Below are 20747 nucleotides of genomic sequence, written 5' to 3'. Positions count from 1 at the left end.
GGAGCGTGGTGGCATGGGTGCGGCAAGCCGGAGCACCGTCGCAGCGCCTGCGAGCACACCGGTCCCGGTGGACGAGCACCGACGCGCCGTGCTCGGCGCCGCGTCCGAGCTTCCCGTCATGGCCGTGCCGCTCCGGAAGGCGACGGGCCTGTACCTCGCCGACGACGTGGCCGCTGCCGTCGCCCTTCCGCTCTGGCACAACTCGGCGATGGACGGTTACGCGGTGCGAGCGGCTGACACGGCTGGGGCTGCGCCCGGCTCGGCCGTGGAGCTGCGCATCATCGGAGAAGTCGCGGCCGGCGACGGCGTCGATCCGCGACTGGAGCGCGGCACCGCGGTGCGCATCATGACGGGTGCGCCCGTGCCGAGCTCGGCCGATGCTGTGATTCCCGTCGAGCAGACGGTTGCCGACGTCGTCGGAGCTGCGTGGGCCGAACACCGTGTGCTGGTGCAGCGGGAGGTCGTGCCGGGAGCCCACGTGCGCCGCCGCGGCGAGGACGCAGCGGTCGGAAGTCTCCTCGCGCACTCCGGCGAACGGCTCGGCGCGCGCCGAATCGCGGCGCTCGCCGCCGCGGGGGTCTCAGAGGTGAGCGTGCGACGCCGACCGCGCGTCGCGGTGATCGCGACCGGAGCCGAGCTGCACACCGGAAGCGGGCCGTTCGAGCGCGGTCAGATCCCCGAGTCGAACTCCGTGCTCATCGCCGGGCTCCTCGCGGAGGAAGGAATCGGGCCGGTGTCGGTCTCCGTGTGCGACGACGATGCCGAGGGGTTCGCCGCGAGACTCGCCGAACTCGCGGGAGAAGTCGACGCGGTGATCACCACGGGAGGCGTCGGCCCGGGGCTGCACGACATCGTGAGGATCGCGCTCGCGATCGAACCCGACGTGCGTGCCGTGCGGGTCGCCGTGAAGCCCGGGCAACCGCAGTGCTTCGGGCGCCTCCGAGGCGGGGCGATGATCTTCGCGCTTCCCGGCAACCCCGTCAGCGCCGCCGTCAGCTACGAGCTCTTCGTGCGTCCGGCGCTCCTCCGCATGCAGGGCGCCGGACGCCTGCACCGTCCGAGCGTTCCTGCCGTCGCCGACCACGGGTGGCGGGGCAGCGCGGAACGGACGCAGGTGCTCCCCGTCCGCATCCGCAGCACGCCGCACGGGCTCCGCTGCTCGCCCGCCGTCGACGCGCGCGGATACTCGCACGCCGTCGGCGGCCACGGGGCGGCCGATGGCTACGCGATCGTCGAGCCCGGTCGTGGCGACGTGAGCGCGGGGGAGACGGTGGAGACGGTGATCGTCGCATGGTGAACGACTCAGGCGGCCTCGGCGCGATCGTCTTCGCCGGAGGTCGTGGATCCCGGCTCGGCGGAGTCGACAAAGCGGCGATCGAACTCGGGGGAGTGCGCCTGATCGATCGGGTCGTCGCCGCCGTGCGGGGTGTCGGAGTGATGCGCCCCATCGTGGTCGGCGCGACTGACGCGACGCCGCGCGGTTGCGTCGCAGTGCGCGAGCATCCCCCGTACTCCGGGCCGCTCGCCGCGCTCGCCGCCGGCCTCGCGGCGATCGACCGCTCGGTCGACGAGGTGCTGCTGCTCGCCTGCGATCTCGTGCGACCGGACCGCGTGGTCGCACGGTTGCGCGACCACGCGCCCGCGGGGGGTGAAGACGCGACACTGCTGCGGGATCCCGACGGCCGTGCGCAGTGGCTCGCGGGCCGCTATCGCGTAGCGGCGTTGACTCGCGCCATCGCGGCGCTCGACGGTGCCGTCGCCGACGAGCCGCTCCGACGCGTCACGGCCGCGCTCGAAATCCGCTGGCTGGACGCAGACGCCTCGACCGTCGCCGACATCGACACACCCGCAGACCTCGCACGGGCGCGGTCGTCGCCGGGGTCGCTCGCTGAAGCCGGCTCGGCCGCACCCACCGGATCAGCATCCAACACCCATGGAGGAACCATGCCGCAGTCGAACCATCTCCCGCCGGAGGCCCTGGACGCCTGGCTCGCCGCCGCCGCCGCCGAGCTCGATGTCGATCCTGAGACCGTGCGCATCGGAACCGTGCTCGACGTCGCCCGCGACGTCGCCCATGACGTCGCCCGGCCAGCGGCACCGCTCTCGACGTTTCTGCTGGGCGTCGCGTACGGTCGGTCGGGGGAGGCCGATCCGGCACGACTGCAGTCGCTCGCCGATCAGCTCACCGATCGCGCAGCCGCGTGGAAAGCCGACCGAACCGACTCGGAGTGACTCGGCCGCCGGCGGTGCGCCGGGTCGGCGCGCGAGCCGCCGCCGAACGGTGCTATTCGCCGAGCGCGAGCGAGCGGAGCTCCTCGACGAGGCCGGCCGCCCCGACGACCATGAACGATTCTCCCGGCGGCGTCGCGGCGTCGCGGCCGATCAGCGTCGCACCGGCCTCGCTCGCGATCAAGACTCCGGCCGCATAATCCCAGGGCTGTAGCCCCTGTTCGTAGTAGGCGTCGAGCCGACCGGCGGCGAGCATGCAGAGATCGTAGGCTGCCGATCCGTAGCGCCGGATGTCGCGGGCTCGGGGGATCACTCGCGCCACCATCTCCGCCTGCTCGGTGCGGCGCTCCGCGGTGTAACCGAAACCGGTGGCGACGAGGGATAGTGAGAGGTCGTCCTGGCCCGTGATGCGGATGGGCTCGCCGTTGCGAGTCGCTCCGCCCCCCTCCCAGGCGACGAAGAGTTCGTCCGTTCGCGGGTTGCACACGGCGCCCGCAATGGCGCGGCGGCCGTCTCCGTATGCGGTCTCATCGGCGACGGTGGCGGCGATGCTCACCGAGTAGGCCGGGAGGTCGTACAGGTAGTTGACCGTGCCGTCGATCGGATCGATGACCCAGGTGATGCCGCTCGTGCCGGCAATGCCGGTTCCTTCCTCGCCGAGGATGCCGTCATCGGGCCGTACGTCTTGGATCGCCGCGACGATGAGCCGCTCCGACTCCTGATCAGCGGCGGTCACCACATCGGTGGCGCTCGACTTGCTCGCAGCCACGTCGACGCCCTGGGCGCGAAGCTCGAGGATGCGCGCGGCAGCTCGTTCGGCGATCCTCGCAGCGATCGCGGCGAGACCCTTCGGGTCGTGGGCGGTCGGTGCAGCTGCGGGGGAGTCGATCATGCTCCCGAGCCTAGTCGAGGCCGGTGCAGCAGCGGGGAGCGCCGGCCGGGCAATGGGGCCGGATCCGGACAGCAGAACGGGGCCCGAGCGTCATCGACCGGGCCCCGCGTTCTGGGGAGGGGGAATCAGCGCGTCGGCGCTGAGACCACCTCGGGGGAGGCGTACGCGTACGCCTCTTCGCCGTGCGCGGCGAAGTCGATGCCGGCCTCCTCGACCTGCGGCGGAACGCGGAGCCCGGTGACGAGCTTCACGCCGAGTGCGATGACCAGGGAGACGACGAAGGAGTACACCATCACCGAGACTACCGAGATCGACTGCACGAGCAGCAGTCCGGCGTCGCCTCCGGTGAAGAGGCCGTCGGAGAAGGCGAAGAACCCCAGGTAGAGCGAGCCGATCACGCCCGCGACGAGGTGCAGCCCAACGACGTCGAGCGAATCGTCGTATCCGAGCCGGTACTTCCACTCGATGGCGAGAGCGCACGCCATTCCCGCGATCACGCCGAGCAGCAGCGCCCACACCGGAGAGAGGCTTGCGGCTGCCGGAGTGATCGCGACGAGACCGCCGACCGCACCCGATGCCGCGCCGATCACGCCGGGCTTCTTGCCGCGCATCACATCGACGAGGATCCAACCGACGATACCTGCGGCAGGAGCCGCGAGCGTGTTGACCAGGATCAGGCCGGCCTCACCGGTCTCCGTCGCGAGACCGCCGTTGAAGCCGATCCAGCCGAACCAGAGCAGTGCTGCGCCGATGGTGACGAGCGGGATGCTGTGGGGCTGATGCGAACCCTTCCCGAAGCCGATGCGCTTGCCCGCGACGAGCGCCAATGCCAGCGCCGCAGCGCCGGCATTGATGTGGATCACGGTGCCGCCGGCGAGATCGATGACGTCTGGCAGGCCCAGCGCACTGCCGAGATTCTGGATCCAGCCGCCGCCCCACACCCAGGCTGCGACCGGGAAGTACACGAACGTCGCCCACACGCCGGAGAAGAGCACCCACGAACCGAGCCCGACGCGGTCGGCGATCGCACCCGAGATCAGCGCGGTCGTGATCATCGCGAACACTGCGCCGAAGCCCACGCCGATGAAGCTCGCCGGGTCGGTGTTGATCAAGCCGAAATCTTTGAAGGGGCTCCCGGCGAATCCGCTCTCTCCCTCCGCGAAGTAGTTCATGCTGTAACCGAAGAGGATCCACAGGACCCCGACGACGCCCATCGCGCTGACGCTGAAGAGCATCATGTTGACGACCGATCGCACGCGAACGAGACCGCCGTAGAACAGGGCGAGCCCCGGTGTCATGATCAGAACGAGGGCTGCGCTCGTAAGCGTCCACACGTCAGAAGGAGTGAGTTCCATGCTGGTGCCTTTCTCTCGAGCGGGCCGTGGCCGCCACAGTGGAACCAGTGTGCGCCGCGGCTGTTTCGCGACCGTCTCGCTGCGATTTCGGTCGCGTGCCGTGTGTGTTTCGTTCCGGTGACGCAGGCGCCGAGACGCCGGGACGGAGCGCTCGCGGTGCGCGTGCGCGGGTGCTGCGCGTGCGCCGATCCCGGCGAACGGGCGTGGGCGTCGGATCGGTGCTAAGCTGTACAGGTTGCCGTTCGAACGGCCGCGGATAAAGAGAGCCCCAGCATCCCGCTGAAGGCGCCGCGCAGCAAGAGGAAGGGGATCCCTATGGCACTTGAAGCAGATGTCAAGAAGGCGATCATCGAAGAATACGCGACAAAGCCTGGCGATACCGGTTCCCCTGAGGTTCAGGTCGCGATGCTCAGCCGTCGTATCAAGGATCTGACCGAGCACCTCAAGGAGCACAAGCACGACCACCACTCGCGTCGTGGCCTCCTGCTGCTCGTCGGCCAGCGCCGTCGTCTTCTGGGGTACCTCCAGAACGTCGACATCGCGCGTTACCGTTCGCTCATCGAGCGCATCGGTCTGCGCCGCTAATCTGCAGGTCCTCCGGCGATCGCCGGAAGCACCATCTGCGAAGCGCCCGTCACCTCACGGTGGCGGGCGCTTCTGCGTTTCCGTGAAGGCTCGGCCGGGCGTCTCAGATCGGGGAGCGGTTCTCAGTACATGCCGGGAATGCTGAGCAGCAGACCACCGAACCACGAGAGCACGAACGAGACGAGGCCAAGCGCCGCCGATACTGCCGCGCCGATGGCCGCCCAGCGCCAGCGCGAGAGATGCTTCGCGAGCAGGCCCATGACGGCGAGCGCCCCCGCGATGAGCAGCAGCAGCACGTGCACGATCGAAATGACTGTCGACACCGCCGAGAACGAGCCCGAACTGGACGCGGTGCTGTAGATCACCGGCGTGAACAGCGGAATCAACGAGGTCAGAAGCAGGACCGCCAGGGCGATGATGCCCGGCGCATTCAGCCCGCCCGGCGCGCGCTGCGCCTGATGAGGCGCCGCGTACGGCGGCGACTGAGCGTATTGGGGTTGCTGCGGCTGCGGCTGCGCGTATTGCTGTCGGGGCTGCGGCGGTTGCGGCGCCTGCGGCTGTTGTGGTTGGGCGTACTGCGGCTGCGCGTATTGCTGGTGCGGCTGCGCGGACTGGTCCGGCTGCGCGGGCTGGTGCGGATCGAAGCTGCTCATAGCGTGAAGCCTAACCCGGTCGCTTCGATCTCGCCGACCTCGAGGGTGAGGGCCGAAGGTGAGCGAAGATTGCCCGGAGAATCGCTCGCGTTTGGCACACACCCTCGGAGTCGGGTGCTCGATGTCGAGCGATGTGAACGCCTGCGCCGACGGGCCGGGCCGATTGATCGCTCTCAGCGGGCGCGTGCACACCCGCAGGAGCGCCGTCTCCCAGTGCTTGTGGACAACGCGCAATGCTCGAGCTCGGCAGAAACCCTCGCGATCGGCCGGCGGGCCGGAGGGCCGGAGCGGGCAGAGGGCTGGAGCGGTGCGGGAGGCCCCGGATACGGGTGTGGCCCCCTCGCTTGCGCGAGAGGGCCACACCCGTATCCGGGGAATGCGTCTTAGATCTTCGAAGACGCGTCCTTGAGGACGCTGCGGAGGATGCCGCCGATCTCCGCGAACTCCGACGGACCGATGGTCAGCGGCGGAGCGAGCTGGATGACGGGATCTCCACGATCGTCGGCGCGGCAGTAGAGGCCGGCCTCCCACAGTGCGGGGGAGAGGTAATCGCGAAGCAGTCGATCCGACTCCTCCTCGGTGAACGTCTCCTTGGTCGCCTTGTCCTTCACCAGCTCGATGCCGAAGAAGTAGCCCTCACCGCGCACGTCGCCGACGATGTCGATGTCGAGCAGCTTCTCGAGCTCGGCGCGGAACAGCGGGCTGTTCTCGCGAACGCGCCCGTTGAGGTCCTCTTCCTCGAAGATGTCGAGGTTCTCGAGCGCGGCAGCCGCCGCGGCCGGGTGACCGGCGAACGTGAAGCCGTGGTAGAAGGTGTTGTCGGTCGAGTTGAACGGCTCCGACACCTTGTCGGAGACGATCATCGCGCCGAGCGGGACGTAGCCCGAGGTGAGCGCCTTCGCCGAGGTGATGATGTCGGGCTCGTACCCGAGAGCGGTCGAGGCGAAGAACTCACCGATGCGGCCGTAGGCGCAGATGACCTCGTCCGAGACGAGCAGCACGTCGTACTGATCGCAGATCTCGCGCACGCGCTTGAAGTATCCGGGGGGCGGGGGGAAGCAGCCGCCCGAGTTCTGCACCGGCTCGAGGAAGACGGCCGCGACGGTGTCGGGGCCCTCGAACAGGATCGCCTCTTCGATGCGGTTCGCCGCCCACTGGCCGAAGGCCTCGAGGTCGTCGGAGGGGGCGCCCATCTCGTCGGCGCGGTAGAAGTTCGTGTTGGGCACGCGGTGACCACCGGGGGTGAGCGGCTCGTAGAACTTCTTCATGTCGGGGATGCCGGTGATGGCCAGCGCGCCCTGCGGGGTGCCGTGGTAGGCGACCGAGCGCGAGATGACCTTGTGCTTCATCGGCTGGCCCTTGATCTTCCAGAAGTGCTTCGCCAGCTTGAACGCCGACTCCACAGCTTCGCCACCACCGGTGGTGAAGAAGACCTTGTTCATGTCGCCGGGCGCGTAGCTCGAGAGACGCTCGGAGAGCTCGATCGCTGCCGGGTGGCCGTACGACCAGATCGGCATGAAGTCGAGCTGCTGCATCTGCTTGGCCGCAGCCTGCACGATGCGCTCGCGACCGTGGCCGGCATTGACCACGAAGAGCCCTGCGAGGCCGTCGATGTACTGCTTGCCGGCGGAGTCGTAGATGTGGTGGCCCTCGGCGCGCGTGATGACGGGGATGCCGTCATTGAGCACCTTGCGGTTGGTGAAGTGCGGCCACATGTGCTTCTTGGCCGAGGCCTGGAGCGCGGCAGTGTCTACCGCTGCAGTGGGATCGTAAGACATGGTTATCGTGTTCCCCAGTCGTATTTCTGTTTGGTGAGTTGGAGGTAGACGAAGGATTCGGTCGATGCAACGCCTTCGATCTTTCGGATCTGTTCGTTGAGCAATTCGATCAACCCATCGTCGTCCTCGCAGACGACCTCGGCGAGGATGTCGTAGGAGCCCGCGCTGAGCACGACGTAACTGATCTCCGACATTTCAGCGAGGCGATCGGCGACGACCCTGGTGTCGCCGGAAACGCGGATGCCGAGCATGGCCTGGCGAGTGAAGCCCAAGCGCATCGGGTCGGTCACGGCAACGATCTGCATGACCCCGGCATCCGTGAGCTTCTGCACGCGCTGGCGCACGGCGGCCTCGCTGAGGCCGACCGCCTTCCCGATCTCGGCGTACGATCGGCGGCCATCGCGCTGGAGTTGCTCGATGATCGCTTTCGACGTGGAATCGAGCGCTGGCGCATTGCGTTTGCTGCTCACGCTTCTGATTCTTGCAGTCAAACCATAAAAACGCAAAGGAATCCGAAGAAGACCGATCATGATTCAGCGTATTTCCACGTTCTCGCATGAGTGCAGCGGCGGCAGCTCGCTCCTCCGGTCGCCCGGTGGATGCGGGCGTCCGATGCCAGGTCGCGCGACGGTAACCGTTCGATGACGAATGCGAATCACTCGGAGCGGTTCCTTGGCAGGGAACTCGGGTCTATGACATATTCGAGGCACCCCTGGCACTGTCGCCCGATTGGTGGCGTGCCGTCGTTATGAGAATCAAAGGAGATATCTCATGGTCTTTCGTCAACCAGAAGATCCGATCGTCCGCAGCATCGTCGGGATGATCAGAGGAAAGCAGCTCGACCGCCGTCAGCTCCTCCGGGGCGTCGCGGTGGGAGCGGCGGGCCTCGGGGCACTCGGCTTGAGCGCGTGCTCGGGCGGCGGCGGTGGTGGTGGCGGTGACGGTGTGATCTGGGGGAACTGGACGTACTACCTCGATTTCGACGACGCGACCGGCTCGTATCCGACGCTCGACGCCTTCGTCGAACAGGCCGGCTACGACGTCCAGTACGTCGAGGACATCGACGACAACAATACGTTCTACGGCAAGATCAAGGATCAGCTGCAGCTCGGCGACCACACCGGCTACGACACGATCACGATGACCGACTGGATGAACGGGCGTCTCATCACGGCGAATCAGGTGCAGGAATTCGATTACGAGAACCTCCCGAACGTCACGGCGAACCTCGTCGATGCGCAGTGGGATGCGCTCGACGTCGATCCCGGGCGCAAGTTCTCGGTTCCGTGGCAGCTCCCCGCATCGGGCTGGGTGTGGAATACGGAGGCCGTGCCGAAGGGCATCAAGACGCTCGACGATTTCCTCGCTCCCGACCTGAAGGGGAAGGTCGTCGTGCTGAGCGAGATGCGCGACACCGTCGGCATGATCCTCGCCGGTCTGGGGCACGATCCTGCTGGCGACTGGGGCGACACCGAGTTCGACGCCGCGATGGCGTGGCTCGACGATGCGCTGCAGAGCGGGCAGATCGGCAACGTGAAGGGCAACAGCTACACGCAGGATCTGATCACTGGCGACGCCTGGGCCGCGATGGCGTGGTCGGGCGACGTCATCATGTTGAACGCCGAGAACGACAACCAGTGGACGCTCGAGATCCCCGAGTCGGGCGGCATGATCGCGTCGGACTCCTTCACAGTTCCCAACGGCACGACGCCAGAGGCGAAGGCGCGTGTCGAGGAGATGATCGACTACTACTACGACCCTGAAGTCATGGCGCAGGTCGCCGACTATGTGACGTTCGTGCCGCCCGTGAAGGGGACGCAGGAAGCCATGCAGCAGGTGAATCCTGAGAACGCCGACAATCCCCTCATCTTCCCGACGGAGCAGGACTGGGAGCACCTTCGCCCGTTCCGCACGCTCACGGCCGAGGAGGACAAGCAGTACTCCACCCAGTTCCAGAACGTGCTGGGGCTGTGAGCGTGGGGGACCACAGGAAATTCGCTGAGTCGGGGGCGGATCTCCAACTCGTCGGCATTCAGAAGCGCTTTCCGGGATTCACCGCGATCGAACATCTCGACCTGACGATTCCGGCGGGCTCCTTCTTCGCACTGCTCGGTCCGTCGGGTTGCGGCAAGACGACGACGCTGCGCCTCGTCGCGGGTCTCGAGGAGGCCACGGCCGGGCGCATCCTCATCGGCGGACAGGACGTGACCGCTCTGACCCCTCACCGGCGACCGGTGAACACGGTGTTCCAGTCCTACGCCCTCTTCCCGCACATGTCGGTGCTCGAGAACGTCGCGTTCGGCTTGCGCCGACGTCGCATCTCCGACCCCGCCGCCAAGGCGCACGAAGCGCTGCGCCTGGTCGAACTCGACCACGTCGCGGATCGGAAGCCCGCCCAGCTTTCGGGCGGGCAGCAGCAGCGCGTAGCGCTGGCGCGAGCGGTGGTGAACCGGCCGGCGCTCCTCCTGCTCGATGAGCCGCTCGGCGCGCTGGACTTGAAACTCCGGCGTCAGATGCAGCAGGAGCTCAAGCAGATTCAGCAGGAGGTCGGGCTGACGTTCTTGCATGTCACCCACGATCAGGAGGAGGCCATGACGATGGCCGATACGGTCGCGGTGATGCACCAGGGGAGAATCGAGCAGATGGGGGCGCCGGAAGAGCTGTACGAGTTGCCGCGGACCGTCTTCGTCGCGAACTTCCTCGGTCAGTCGAATCTCTTCCCGGTGGAGGTCGCAGGAACGACGGACCAGGTGCTGCACGCCGAGTTCCGCGGCATGAGGCTCTCGGTGCCCCGTAACCGGAGCGAGCGCGACAGCGGTCGGATCACGATCGGCGTGCGGCCGGAGAAGCTGACGCTTGCGCATGCGGAGCCCGAACCCGACGCGCTGACCAACGCAGTCGGCCCGGGGAGGGTCACCGATGTGTCGTTCATCGGCGTGAGCACCCAGTACACCGTAGCGGTGCCAGGAGCCGGCGACGTGCAGGTCTTCGCTCAGAATCTGCAGGCCGGCCCGACCGCCGCGCTGGGCGACGAGGTCTGGCTGAGCTGGCGCGTCGAGCACACGTTCGGACTGCTGGATGATCCGCTCGACGCCGGCATCGTCGATGCGGGCCTGTCGACGCGAGCCATCGCGTCCCGAGCCGCTCTCGCAGAGTAGGGGACCGATCGTGGCTCTCACCGCATTCTCGACGAGCGCGAAGCAGGCCGATCAGGCCCCCCGGAAGCGCGGCTGGGTCGCGCTGGTGCTGCTCGCACCGGGCGTCGCCTACATGCTGCTCTTCTTCGTGGCCCCGTTCTTCCAGCTCGCGCTGACGTCGCTCCAAGCTCCCGCCGACGCCGGCGGGATCGGGCAGTACGTCGCTGCCGCCCAGTTCTCGAATTATTGGACCGCGCTGCAGGAGTACGGGCCGCACCTCGCGCGATCGTTCGTCTACGCGATCTCTGCGACGATCATCGGCCTCCTGATCAGCTATCCGCTCGCGTACCTGATCGGCGTGAAGGTGCGCTCGCGGCCGATGCTCCAGGGGATCCTGCTGATCCTCGTCGTCGCGCCGTTCTTCATCAGCTTCCTGCTTCGCACGCTCGCGTGGAAGGCGATCCTGCCGAGCGAGCTGGTGGGAACCCATTTCTCCGTCATCTTCGGGCTCGTGTACAACTTCATCCCGTTCATGGTGCTGCCGATGTACGCCTCGCTCCAAGCGCTCGATCTCAGGCTGCTCGAAGCCGGGTCCGACCTCTACGCGTCGCCTCTCACCACGTTCCGCCGGGTCACGCTCCCGCTCTCCATGCCGGGGATCGTCTCGGGGACGCTGCTCAGCTTCATCCCGATGTCGGGCGACTACGTCAACGCATCGCGCGAGTTCTTGGGCGGCACCTCCACGACCATGATCGGCAACGTCATCGAGTCGAACTTCCTGCAAACGCAGAACTATCCGATGGCAGCAGCGCTCTCGATCATCCTGATGGTGATCATCCTGGTGTTCGTCGCCACGTACGTGCGCAAGAGCGGGGCGGAGGATCTGCTGTGAAGCACTTCAGTCTGGGGAGGGCGTTCGTGCCCGTCATGAGCGCGATCGTCCTCATCTACCTCCTGCTCCCGATCCTGCACGTCATCGTGTTCTCCTTCAACGACTCCGGCCGCAACAACATCCTCTGGCGCGGCTTCACGCTCCGCAACTGGGAGAACCCGTGCGGTGCGCCGCAGGTGTGCACCGCCTTCGGGAACAGCATTCTCATCGGAGTCGTCGCCACCGTCGCGGCCACAGCACTGGGCACGATGATCGCCATCGCGCTCGTGCGCTACCGCTTCCGGGCACGATCGACGGTGAGTCTGCTGCTCTTCACCCCGATGGCGACGCCCGAGGTGGTGCTGGGGGCCGGGCTCGCAGCGCAGTTCCTCCTCGCCGGAGTGGAGAAGGGCGTCGGCACGATCATCCTGGCTCACACGATGTTCTGCATCTCGTACGTCGTCGTCGCGGTGAAGGCCAGAGTGGCGAGCCTCGACCCGGCGATCGAGGAGGCCGGGCGCGATCTCTACGCGTCGCCCGGGCAGGTGTTCTGGCGCGTGACACTGCCGATGCTGGCGCCCGGCATCATCGGCGCCGCGCTGCTGAGCTTCGCGCTCTCCTTCGACGACTTCATCATCACGAACTTCAATTCGGGCACGGCGACGACGTTCCCGAAGTTCATCTACGTGTCGGCGCTCAAGGGGGTGCCCGCCCAGGCGAACGTGCTGGCGTCGATCGTGTTCGTGTCGGCGCTGCTGCTCGTGGTCGTCGTCCAGATGGTGAACATCTCCAAGCGGAAGCGACTCGCTCGGGTGTAGCCGTCGGGCCGGGCGTGCAATTCGCACGTCCGGCTTGCGCGACAGCACCGCGCGGGTGCAGGATGTGTGCTTGGCGAATTCCTCGTCGCCGCAATAGGGCTGCCGAGCGGATTCTGGTCGTGCGACGCAGCTGCGTTCTTGAAGGAGAGAACATGACCGCTTTGTCTGCACCGGCCTCGTCGAACGGTGCTCGCCTCAAGCGGAGCCTCGGGCTCTGGGCGATCGTCGGCCTCGGCCTCGGCTATATGACCCCGACGGTGGTATTCGACACGTTCGGTCTCGTGGCGCGCGACACGAACAACGTCGTGCCCCTCGCGTACACCGTGGCTCTCATCGTCATGATCTTCACCGCGGTCAGCTACGGGAAGATGGCGGGAGCGATCCCCAGCGCCGGGTCCGCCTACACGTATGCGCGGGAGTCGATGCACCCGAACGTCGGCTTCCTGGTCGGCTGGACGGCGCTGATCGACTACATGCTGCTGCCGATGGTGAACTGCCTCATCGTGCGCAGCTATCTCGAGGCGTTCTTCCCGAGCATCCCCGGCGCCGTCTGGGTCATCGTCTACGTGCTGTTCGTCACGACGGTCATCTACCTCACGATGCGCGGCACGTCGAACGTCAACATGCTGCTGCTCATCTTCTCGATCGTCGTGATGGCCATCTTCGTCTTCATGGTGATCGTGCAGCTCGCCGGCGGCGCCGGCGAGAACGGCGTCGTGACCGTGAAGCCCTTCTTCCACAACGGCGTCGAGTTCGGAGCGGTGCTCGCCGGAGCGACCATCGTCTGCTTCTCCTTCATCGGCTTCGACGCCGTCACGATGTACGCGGAGGAGGCGAAGACGCCGAAGATCATGCCGAAGGCGATTCTGCTCACCGTGGTCATCGGCGGCGCGATCTTCCTCATCGCCGGGTATTTCACCCAGCAGCGCTTCCCGGACTGGAACGAGTTCGCCCCGGGCGGCGACATGCAGTACGTGGAGGACAGCACGCTCCCGATCATCGGCGACCTCGTCGGCGGCACGGTGCTCTCCGCGGTGCTCACCGCGGCCGGGTTCGCAGCGACGCTCGCATCGGGTCTCGCGTCGCACGCATCGGTGTCGCGCATGCTGCTCGTGATGGGCCGCAACAACGTACTGCCGCAGAAGTTCTTCGGATACGTGAACCCGCGCACGCACACGCCGACCTTCAACATCGTGCTCACCGGTGCCATCTCCCTGCTCGCGATCGCCTTCACGCTCGAGATGATCGCCGCGTACATCAACTACGGCGCGCTGATCGCCTTCACCTTCGTCAACCTGTCGGTGATCGCCTGGTTCGCGATTCGCAAGGGGCGTCGCCGCACCCCGAAGGACATCTTCAACTACATCGTGATGCCGGTGATCGGTACGTTGCTCACCGGCCTCCTGTGGGTGAACCTCGACGGGCACGCGCTGCTCGGCGGCCTGATCTGGACGGGCCTCGGTTTCGTCTACTTGCTCGTCATCACGCGCGGATTCCAGAAGAAGGTGGCATCGTTCGACGAGAGCCAGCCCGTCACCGGCTTCAACAAGGTGTCGGTCGACGACTGACTCCGGTGCGGGCGGAGCCCGTCGTGTCAGGCCGAGAGGGATTCCTCCTCGGTCGACGCGGCGGGCTTCGTCGTGCGGGGGCTCGTGTCGCGACGCCGGATCGCGCGGCCGCCGAAGAGGGGGAGCGTGATCGAGCAGAGCGGGCCGATCAGCGCGGCGAAGACGATGGTTCCGACGCCGACGTTTCCGCCGAGCGACCAGCCGATGAGCAGAACGGTGACTTCGACGGCGGTGCGGCCGATCCAGATCGGCGTGCCGAAGCGCAGGTGGATGCCCGTCATGAGGCCGTCTCGCGGGCCCGGCCCGAGGTTCGCGCCGATGTAGATGCCGCTCGCGACGGCGAGCAGGAGCAGCCCGATGGAGAAGTAGGCGACGCGCAGCCAGAATGATCCGGGTGTCGGGAGCAGCCACAGGCCGAGCTCGATGCCGGGCCCGACGAGCATGATGTTGAGCAGCGTGCCGATGCCGGGCTTCTGGCGCAGCGGCCACCAGAGCAGCAGCACGAGCAGCCCGATGATGTTGGTGAGAATGCCGATTCCGAGACCGGTCTGCATCGAGAGCCCCTGCGCGAAGACCGTCCACGGGTCGACGCCGAGTGCTGCGCGGATCATGAATGCGTCGGCGACGCCGTAGAGCAGGAGGCCGGGGATGAGGCGCGCGAATCGTCGGAGCATGCGAGCAGTCCACCTCATATTGGCATTGCCAGCAAGAGGCCAATTCGCATAGCGTGGCCTCATGAACGAGACGTGGACCGGGCAGCGCCTCAGCGCGCGCCGACTGACCGAGTTGCTCGGACGCTGGCGCGGGGCGGGGCACGGCTACCTCGAGCTGGCGGACAGCGTGACGCTGCTCGTGCGCGACGGCCGCATCGTGCCGGGCACCACGCTGCCGGCCGAACGCCCGCTCGCGGAGTCGCTCGGGGTGAGCCGCACCACGGTGGCTGCGGCGTACCAGCGCTTGCGCGAGACCGCGGTCGTGCGCTCGCGGCGCGGCTCCGGCACCGTCGTGCGCGGCAGCGGAACGACGCGGGAGGGACTCTGGGCTGGCACGATCGGCGGAATCGACCTGTCGAGCGCGTGCCCCGAGCCGTGGAGCGGGCTCGCGGAACTCAATGCGCGCGCCGCGACGGAGCACGCTGCCGCGTTTCGGCTCATCGGCTACGACACACTCGGGCTCCCGGAGCTGCGCGCCTCGCTGGCGGAACGGTACACCGCGCGCGGCCTCCCCACGACGCCGGAGCAGATCATGGTGACACTGGGTGCGCAGCACGCCATCTTCCTGATCGCCCGCACCCTGCTGCGACGCGGGGATCGCAGCCTCGTCGAATCGCCCAGCTATCCGCACGCCAGAGAGGCGATCGCGGCGACGGGTGCGCTGCTCGCCGAGCTGCCGGTCGGTGGAGGCGGCATCGGCTCGCACGACGGGTACGACGCGTCGAGCATGCTGGAGATCGCAGAGCGCACGTCGCCGAAACTCGCCTATCTCATTCCGGATCACCACAACCCGACCGGCCTCCGCATGCCGGTCGGGTTGAAGTCGCGCCTGATCACCGCGCTCGCCGGTCAGGGTGCGTACATCATCGCCGACGAGACCACCGCTGAACTCTCGCTGGGGGAGCCGGTGCCCATCGTCCCGTTCGCGGCGCATGCCGAGCAGGAGCATCATCACGATGCGATTCTCACGGTGGGGTCGGTCGGAAAGACGGTCTGGGGCGGCATGCGCGTGGGCTGGATTCGGGCTGCTCCCGATCTGATCGGACGCCTGGAGGCGGCGCGCCGCATCGGGGACCTCGGCACCGGAACGTGGGAGCAGGTGCTCGCACTCCACGCGCTCGAGCAGTACGACGACATCCTCGTCGAACGGTCTCACCAGCTCACAGCCCGCCATCGGTTCCTCGTCGAACGGCTGGCGGAGCGCGTTCCGGAGTGGACGCCCTCGCCGGCGGTGGGCGGAGTCTGCGTCTGGGTCGACATCGGCGAGCGCGCGAGCTCCCGGTTGAGTCGAGCCGCGGCCGAGCTCGACCTGCATCTGCCGCCAGGCCCGCGTTTCGGGAGCCCGGGCACATTCGAACGGTTCGTGCGCCTGCCGTTCTCGGCGCCGGAGGCGACGCTCGATGAGGCGGTGGATCGTCTCGCGCGCGCGTGGCGCAGCGGGGCGGGCGGTGCGGCGGCGCGGCCGTTCACGGAGGCCGTGATCTGACTCGAGCCCGAATACCGGCCCCCGGATCCTCAGCCGCGCAGAACTGCGACCACCAGCGTTGGCGATCCGGCGAGTAAGCTTGAGCACCATGCTCGATCTCGACTTCTCCGCCCGCATCCGCGCACTCCGCTCGACGTACGCAGACATCGCTGCGGTGCTGGATCTGCCCAAGCTCGATCGGGAGATCGCTGAGCTCGAGGAGCAGGCCGCGGCCCCCGACCTCTGGGACGATCCCGCAGCCGCTCAGAAGGTGACGAGCGGCCTCTCCCATCGCCAGGCGCGGGTGAAGCGCGTGCGGAGCGTCGAGCAGCGCCTCGACGACCTCGAGGTGCTCATCGAACTCGCCGAGGAGGCCGACGATGCCGATTCGGCGGCGGAGGCCGCGGCGGAGCTCGTCGCGCTCGAGAAGGTCATTCAGGATCTCGAGGTGCAGACGATGCTCTCGGGCGAATACGACGAGCGCGCCGCAGTCGTCACGATCCGCTCCGGCGCAGGCGGCGACGACGCCACTGATTTCGCCGAGATGCTGCTGCGCATGTACCTGCGCTGGGCCGAGCAGCACGACTACCCGACGAAGGTGCTCGACACCTCGTACGCGGAGGGCGCCGGCATCAAGTCCGCGACCTTCGAGATCGACGCGCCGTACGCCTTCGGCACGATCTCGGTCGAGGCCGGCACCCATCGCCTCGCCCGCATCAGCCCGTTCGGCTCGGCCGACAAGCGCCAGACGAGCTTCGCGGGCGTCGAGGTCATTCCGCTGCTCGAGGAGGCGACGGAGGTCGAGGTGCCCGAGAGCGACATCCGCGTCGACGTCTACCGATCCTCGGGCCCGGGGGGCCAGTCGGTCAACACCACGGACTCCGCCGTGCGCATCACGCACATCCCCTCCGGCATCGTCGTCTCGATGCAGAACGAGAAGTCACAGATCCAGAACCGCGCAGCCGCGATGCGCGTGCTCCAGACGCGACTGCTCCTGCTGCAGCGCGAGCAGGAGGCCGCGAAGAAGAAAGAACTCGCGGGCAGCATCACGGCGAGCTGGGGCGACCAGATCCGCTCCTACTTCCTGTACGGGCAGCAGCTCGTCAAAGATCTGCGCACGGGGCACGAGGCCTCGCAGCCGGAGGCCGTCTTCAACGGCGATCTCGACGGATTCATCGCTGCGGGAATCCGGTGGCGCTCGCTCTCCAAGAACGACTGAGACCGCGACTGGGAGTTCACCCGAAGCGAGGCCGCACCAGCGCGCCTCAGCATCGCCCCGGGCGTCAGGGCGTACAGTCGTCTCGTCATGATCCTCTTCGAGAACGTCACCAAGAAATACCGGGGCACCGCGAAACCCGCGCTCGACGGTATCGACCTCAGGGTCGACCGCGGCGAGTTCGTCTTCATCGTCGGCGCCTCCGGTTCTGGGAAATCCAGCTGCTTGCGGTTGATCCTGCGCGAGGATCAGCCGAGTGCCGGGAAGATCCACGTGCTGGGGCAGGACCTCAGCAAGATCTCCTCGCGCAAAGTCCCGTACTTCCGCCGCAATCTCGGCACCGTCTTCCAAGACTTCCGTCTGCTCACGAACAAGACCGTCTACGACAACGTCGCCTTCACGCTGCAGGTCATCGGCAAGTCGCGCGGCTTCATTCAGGAGGCGGTACCCGACACGCTCGAGATGGTCGGTCTCGCCAATAAGGCGAAGCGGTTCCCGCACGAACTCTCCGGCGGCGAGCAGCAACGCGTCGCCATCGCCCGCGCCATCGTCAACAAGCCGGCGATCCTGATGGCGGACGAGCCGACGGGCAACCTCGACCCCGCGACCAGCCTCGGGATCATGCAGCTCCTGCGCGCGATCAACGCCGCTGGCACCACGGTGGTCATGGCGACGCACGAAGCGACCTTCGTCGACATCATGCAGCAGCGCGTCGTCGAGCTCTCGCAGGGCGTCGTCGTGCGCGACGAAGTGGGCGGCGGTTACGGCGAGACCGCTTCCATCCCCATCGCAGATCTTTCAGACGCGAGCGTGCAGGTGCTGCGCACCTCCGAGGCCGTGGTGCGTGCAGCACTCGCGCCCGAAATGCTCGACGAGGCCGCGCGGTCGGCAGCGGTGCAGGGCAGCGCGGAACGCGATCCGGCACTCGTCGACGCCGCCGCAGAGGTCGTCGCGGCGGCAGCCCCCGATCCGGAGATCGAGGAGCGGCACGATCCCGTCGCTCCGCCCGCAGAGCGCCCGAAGGAGGCCTCGGTATTCGAGGAGCCCCACCCGTTCGGCGACGATGACGCGGATGACGACGACATCGATGAGACGGTGCACGCGGACGGCCCGCACGGTCGCGCCATCCCGAGCTTCCTCGAGCCGGCCCAGCCCCTCGACCCCGTGCAGATGGCGGAGACCGGGAGCCTCGCCGAACGCCTCGGGTTGAAACGACCAGACGACGACCAGACAGATGTGGGGCCCGTGCGATGAGGGTGGGACTGGTACTGGGAGAGGTCTGGAGCGGCTTCCGTCGCAACCTCTCCGTGGTGATCTCGGTAGTGCTCGTCACCTTCGTATCGCTCACGTTCGTGGGCGCAGCGATTCTGATGCAGCTGCAGATCCAGCAGATGAAGACGTTCTGGTTCGACCGCGCTCAGGTCGCGGTCTACCTGTGCACCGACTACGACCAGAGTGCGACGTGCTCGGGGACGGATGCCGGGGAGGAGGAGATCGCCGCCGTGCAGGCCGCGCTCGATTCCGACACGCTCGCTCCCTACATCGACGATTCGTTCTTCGTCGATCACGATCAGGCGTACGAGGAGTTCACGAAGCAGTTCGAGGGCAACCCGATCGTCGAGATCACGAGACCGGAGCAGCTGAACCAGACGTTCTGGATCAAACTGAAGGACCCGTCGCGCTCGGACATCATCCAGGAGACCTTCGCCGGCATCCCCGGCGTGCAGAGCGTCTCGGATCAGCGCAGTCTACTGGATCGCATCTTCCTGTTCCTCGGCGTCGCGAGCTACACCGCCATCGCCATCGCCGGTCTCATGCTCATCGCCGCGATGCTCCTCATCTCGACCACGATCCGGCTGTCGGCGTATTCACGCCGTCGGGAGATCGGCATCATGCGCCTCGTCGGCGCCTCGAACCGGTTCATACAAACGCCCTTCATATTGGAGGGGATCATCGCCGCGCTCATCGGCGCGGTGCTCGCGAGCGCCGCATCCGTCGCGATCGTGAAGTTCTTCGTCCAGGGATTCCTGGCGACCGAGGTGCCGTTCACGAGCTACATCACGGTCGAGCAATCGCTCGTGGTGCCGCCGATACTCATACTCGTCGGCGTGGTGCTCTCTGCCATCGCCGCGAAGATTGCGATCACCCGCTACTTGCGGGTGTAGGCAAGCCGGAGATCGGCGCAGCGATCCGCGTTCCGCACCCTGCCGCGCCCGCGTGCGGCCTCGCAGAACGCGGATCGCCTGCGTACTGCCGGTGCGCATCGCGCTATGCTGGGAGGTCCGGCCGCGCGAGAGAGAGGATGTGCCATGCCCAAGGAGACCGGCGAGAAGCTGATCGCCTCGAACAAGAAGGCTCGGCACGAATACCAGATCCTCGACACCTACGAGGCTGGAATGGTGCTCACCGGCAGTGAGGTGAAGTCCCTCCGCATGGGGCGCGCCTCGCTCGTCGACGGATACGTCTTCATCGAGAACGGTGAGGCGTGGCTCGATGCCGCGTACATTCCCGAGTATCTGAACGGTTCGTGGACGAATCACGCGCCGCGCCGCAAGCGGAAGCTGCTGCTGCACCGGCAGGAGATCGACAAGCTGTGGCAGAAGACGCGTGAGGGCGGCATGACGATCGTCCCCCTGAAGATGTACTTCCTGGACGGCCGCGCGAAGGTCGAGGTCGCGCTCGCTCGCGGTAAGCGCGAGTACGACAAGCGGCAGACGCTGCGCGAGCAGCAGGACAAGCGCGAAGCCGAGCGCGCCATGCGCCAGCGCAACCGCATGGGCGAGTGACGCGCGTGGGAGGCGATGCTTCCCCGTCGCGGGTGCGCAAGTCGGCCGAGGTGCGTCGGGCCGAGATTCTCGCGGAGGCCGCCGCCATCGCCCGCCGTGACGGCCTCGAGCGCGTGACGCTCCGCGCGGTAGCCGAGCCGCTCGGGGTTCGTCCCGGCTTGATCAGCCACTACTTCTCCGCCGTCGAGGTGCTCGTCATCGAAGCGTTCGTGCTCGCAGTGACGGCCGAGCGCGATTGGCTGTTCGGCGAGGAGGATGCGCCGCTGGCGCAGATGTCAGGGTTCGTTCGGCGAGCCGAGAGCCCGGAGGCCGTCGAGCTGTGCCGTCTCTGGCTCAATGCGAGGCACCTCGCGCGGGCGGTACCGAACCTCGCCGTCGCCATCGACGAGCAGGAATCCCTCGACCGGGCGCGGATGGTCGCGCTGATCGAGGCGGGAGTCGCGTCCGGTGCATTCCAGACGACCGACCCGGTCGGGGCGAGCACCCGCATCTACATGGCGGTCGACGCGATCGGCGTCTATGCGAACAACGCGTCACCCTTCGAGCATCCCGCGTTCCGGCACTTCGTGGCCGACGTCGCGGGGTGGAGCCTCGGTGTCGACCCGCGTGCGCTGCGAGCGGAATGAGCGAAGGGGGAGAGACTCGCCCCGCGTCGCCCGAGCTGGTAGACTGGACGTTCCG

General features: G+C 67.3%; 20 protein-coding genes. 14 read left to right on the top strand and 6 right to left on the bottom strand.

Annotation, left to right across the window (positions count from 1 at the left end; all coding sequences use genetic code 11):
- Window positions 1-13: 13 nt before the first annotated feature.
- Window positions 14-1297: a gephyrin-like molybdotransferase Glp gene (gene glp / locus JE033_RS03785; RefSeq protein ID WP_200329548.1), complete on the top strand. Its 1284-nt coding sequence runs from the start codon at window positions 14-16 to the stop codon at window positions 1295-1297.
- On the top strand, window positions 1291-2232 hold the full coding sequence (locus JE033_RS03780; RefSeq protein WP_200329546.1) for an NTP transferase domain-containing protein: 942 nt from the start codon (window positions 1291-1293) through the stop codon (window positions 2230-2232). Before glp ends, JE033_RS03780 begins: the two co-directional genes overlap by 7 nt.
- A 52-nt stretch (window positions 2233-2284) precedes the next feature.
- On the opposite strand, the gene JE033_RS03775 is transcribed toward JE033_RS03780, so the two are convergent.
- Both JE033_RS03775 and JE033_RS03770 read right to left on the bottom strand, forming a co-directional pair.
- Complete coding sequence (locus tag JE033_RS03775; protein ID WP_200329544.1) at window positions 2285-3121, bottom strand: inositol monophosphatase family protein; 837 nt, start codon at window positions 3119-3121, stop codon at window positions 2285-2287.
- A gap of 125 nt (window positions 3122-3246) precedes the next feature.
- Entirely contained in the window at window positions 3247-4476 is a 1230-nt protein-coding gene (locus JE033_RS03770) for an ammonium transporter (RefSeq protein ID WP_090147725.1), read from the bottom strand.
- Window positions 4477-4791: 315 nt separating this feature from the next.
- Here JE033_RS03770 and rpsO point away from each other — a divergent pair, with 315 nt between their 5' ends.
- Complete coding sequence (gene rpsO, locus JE033_RS03765; RefSeq protein WP_090147728.1) at window positions 4792-5061, top strand: 30S ribosomal protein S15; 270 nt, start codon at window positions 4792-4794, stop codon at window positions 5059-5061.
- 122 nt (window positions 5062-5183) lie between these two features.
- Here rpsO and JE033_RS03760 read toward each other — a convergent pair whose 3' ends face one another.
- The 3 genes from JE033_RS03760 to JE033_RS03750 all read right to left on the bottom strand — a co-directional run bounded on the left by JE033_RS03760 (window position 5184) and on the right by JE033_RS03750 (window position 7962).
- Complete coding sequence (locus JE033_RS03760) at window positions 5184-5714, bottom strand: hypothetical protein (RefSeq protein WP_200329542.1); 531 nt, start codon at window positions 5712-5714, stop codon at window positions 5184-5186.
- A 383-nt stretch (window positions 5715-6097) separates the two neighbouring features.
- Window positions 6098-7492, bottom strand: a complete 1395-nt coding sequence (locus JE033_RS03755; RefSeq protein WP_090147733.1) for an aspartate aminotransferase family protein — start codon at window positions 7490-7492, stop codon at window positions 6098-6100.
- A gap of 2 nt (window positions 7493-7494) precedes the next feature.
- The gene (locus JE033_RS03750; protein ID WP_090147736.1) at window positions 7495-7962 is read right to left on the bottom strand and encodes an Lrp/AsnC family transcriptional regulator; all 468 of its coding nucleotides are present in this window, start codon (window positions 7960-7962) and stop codon (window positions 7495-7497) included.
- Window positions 7963-8263: 301 nt separating this feature from the next.
- Between JE033_RS03750 and JE033_RS03745 the strand changes: the two genes are divergently transcribed.
- From JE033_RS03745 to JE033_RS03725, 5 genes are all read left to right on the top strand, one after another.
- Window positions 8264-9466, top strand: a complete 1203-nt coding sequence (locus tag JE033_RS03745; RefSeq protein ID WP_200329540.1) for a PotD/PotF family extracellular solute-binding protein — start codon at window positions 8264-8266, stop codon at window positions 9464-9466.
- Window positions 9463-10650, top strand: a complete 1188-nt coding sequence (locus JE033_RS03740) for an ABC transporter ATP-binding protein (protein WP_090147740.1) — start codon at window positions 9463-9465, stop codon at window positions 10648-10650. The genes JE033_RS03745 and JE033_RS03740 overlap by 4 nt, the downstream gene beginning before the upstream one ends.
- Before the next feature lie 10 nt (window positions 10651-10660).
- Window positions 10661-11521: an ABC transporter permease gene (locus JE033_RS03735; protein WP_090147742.1), complete on the top strand. Its 861-nt coding sequence runs from the start codon at window positions 10661-10663 to the stop codon at window positions 11519-11521.
- A complete protein-coding gene (locus tag JE033_RS03730) occupies window positions 11518-12318 on the top strand; it encodes an ABC transporter permease (protein WP_090147744.1) in 801 nt (266 codons plus the stop codon). Before JE033_RS03735 ends, JE033_RS03730 begins: the two co-directional genes overlap by 4 nt.
- Window positions 12319-12470: 152 nt before the next feature.
- Window positions 12471-13886 carry an APC family permease gene (locus JE033_RS03725; RefSeq protein ID WP_090147747.1) on the top strand — a complete coding sequence of 472 codons (1416 nt, stop codon included), beginning with the start codon at window positions 12471-12473 and terminating at the stop codon, window positions 13884-13886.
- A 26-nt stretch (window positions 13887-13912) separates the two neighbouring features.
- Here the strand turns inward: JE033_RS03725 and JE033_RS03720 are convergent, their stop codons facing one another.
- A complete protein-coding gene (locus JE033_RS03720) occupies window positions 13913-14560 on the bottom strand; it encodes a YitT family protein (protein ID WP_090147748.1) in 648 nt (215 codons plus the stop codon).
- Window positions 14561-14621: 61 nt separating this feature from the next.
- On the opposite strand from JE033_RS03720, the gene JE033_RS03715 reads away from it, so the two are divergent.
- The 6 genes from JE033_RS03715 (at window position 14622) to JE033_RS03690 (ending at window position 20692) form a co-directional block, all read left to right on the top strand.
- A complete protein-coding gene (locus JE033_RS03715; protein ID WP_090147753.1) occupies window positions 14622-16085 on the top strand; it encodes a PLP-dependent aminotransferase family protein in 1464 nt (487 codons plus the stop codon).
- An 88-nt stretch (window positions 16086-16173) separates the two neighbouring features.
- Complete coding sequence (gene prfB / locus JE033_RS03710) at window positions 16174-17283, top strand: peptide chain release factor 2 (RefSeq protein WP_090147755.1); 1110 nt, start codon at window positions 16174-16176, stop codon at window positions 17281-17283.
- Between the two features lie 87 nt (window positions 17284-17370).
- Window positions 17371-18534 carry a cell division ATP-binding protein FtsE gene (gene ftsE, locus JE033_RS03705; protein ID WP_090147758.1) on the top strand — a complete coding sequence of 388 codons (1164 nt, stop codon included), beginning with the start codon at window positions 17371-17373 and terminating at the stop codon, window positions 18532-18534.
- On the top strand, window positions 18531-19445 hold the full coding sequence (ftsX, locus tag JE033_RS03700; RefSeq protein ID WP_090147760.1) for a permease-like cell division protein FtsX: 915 nt from the start codon (window positions 18531-18533) through the stop codon (window positions 19443-19445). Before ftsE ends, ftsX begins: the two co-directional genes overlap by 4 nt.
- A gap of 144 nt (window positions 19446-19589) precedes the next feature.
- Window positions 19590-20066, top strand: coding sequence for an SsrA-binding protein SmpB (gene smpB / locus JE033_RS03695; protein ID WP_090147763.1), 477 nt, complete (start codon window positions 19590-19592; stop codon window positions 20064-20066).
- Window positions 20063-20692: a TetR family transcriptional regulator gene (locus JE033_RS03690; RefSeq protein ID WP_336661457.1), complete on the top strand. Its 630-nt coding sequence runs from the start codon at window positions 20063-20065 to the stop codon at window positions 20690-20692. The genes smpB and JE033_RS03690 overlap by 4 nt, the downstream gene beginning before the upstream one ends.
- Window positions 20693-20747 lie beyond the last annotated feature (55 nt).

The sequence above is a fragment of the Leucobacter sp. L43 genome, assembly GCF_016597785.1.
In the GTDB taxonomy this organism is placed as follows: domain Bacteria; phylum Actinomycetota; class Actinomycetes; order Actinomycetales; family Microbacteriaceae; genus Leucobacter; species Leucobacter alluvii.
This window is presented reverse-complemented; position numbering and strand designations above follow the sequence as displayed.

Bases quoted from the DNA above. Each gene is read 5' to 3' on its own strand.
- prfB (WP_090147755.1), top strand. From the start codon at position 16,174: ATGCTCGATCTCGACTTCTCCGCCCGCATCCGCGCACTCCGCTCGACG.
- JE033_RS03755 (WP_090147733.1), bottom strand. From the start codon at position 7,492: ATGTCTTACGATCCCACTGCAGCGGTAGACACTGCCGCGCTCCAGGCC.
- rpsO (WP_090147728.1), top strand. From the start codon at position 4,792: ATGGCACTTGAAGCAGATGTCAAGAAGGCGATCATCGAAGAATACGCG.
- ftsE (WP_090147758.1), top strand. From the start codon at position 17,371: ATGATCCTCTTCGAGAACGTCACCAAGAAATACCGGGGCACCGCGAAA.
- JE033_RS03720 (WP_090147748.1), bottom strand. From the start codon at position 14,560: ATGCTCCGACGATTCGCGCGCCTCATCCCCGGCCTCCTGCTCTACGGC.
- JE033_RS03715 (WP_090147753.1), top strand. From the start codon at position 14,622: ATGAACGAGACGTGGACCGGGCAGCGCCTCAGCGCGCGCCGACTGACC.
- smpB (WP_090147763.1), top strand. From the start codon at position 19,590: ATGCCCAAGGAGACCGGCGAGAAGCTGATCGCCTCGAACAAGAAGGCT.
- JE033_RS03775 (WP_200329544.1), bottom strand. From the start codon at position 3,121: ATGATCGACTCCCCCGCAGCTGCACCGACCGCCCACGACCCGAAGGGT.
- glp (WP_200329548.1), top strand. From the start codon at position 14: ATGGGTGCGGCAAGCCGGAGCACCGTCGCAGCGCCTGCGAGCACACCG.
- JE033_RS03745 (WP_200329540.1), top strand. From the start codon at position 8,264: ATGGTCTTTCGTCAACCAGAAGATCCGATCGTCCGCAGCATCGTCGGG.
- JE033_RS03780 (WP_200329546.1), top strand. From the start codon at position 1,291: ATGGTGAACGACTCAGGCGGCCTCGGCGCGATCGTCTTCGCCGGAGGT.
- JE033_RS03770 (WP_090147725.1), bottom strand. From the start codon at position 4,476: ATGGAACTCACTCCTTCTGACGTGTGGACGCTTACGAGCGCAGCCCTC.
- ftsX (WP_090147760.1), top strand. From the start codon at position 18,531: ATGAGGGTGGGACTGGTACTGGGAGAGGTCTGGAGCGGCTTCCGTCGC.
- JE033_RS03725 (WP_090147747.1), top strand. From the start codon at position 12,471: ATGACCGCTTTGTCTGCACCGGCCTCGTCGAACGGTGCTCGCCTCAAG.
- JE033_RS03760 (WP_200329542.1), bottom strand. From the start codon at position 5,714: ATGAGCAGCTTCGATCCGCACCAGCCCGCGCAGCCGGACCAGTCCGCG.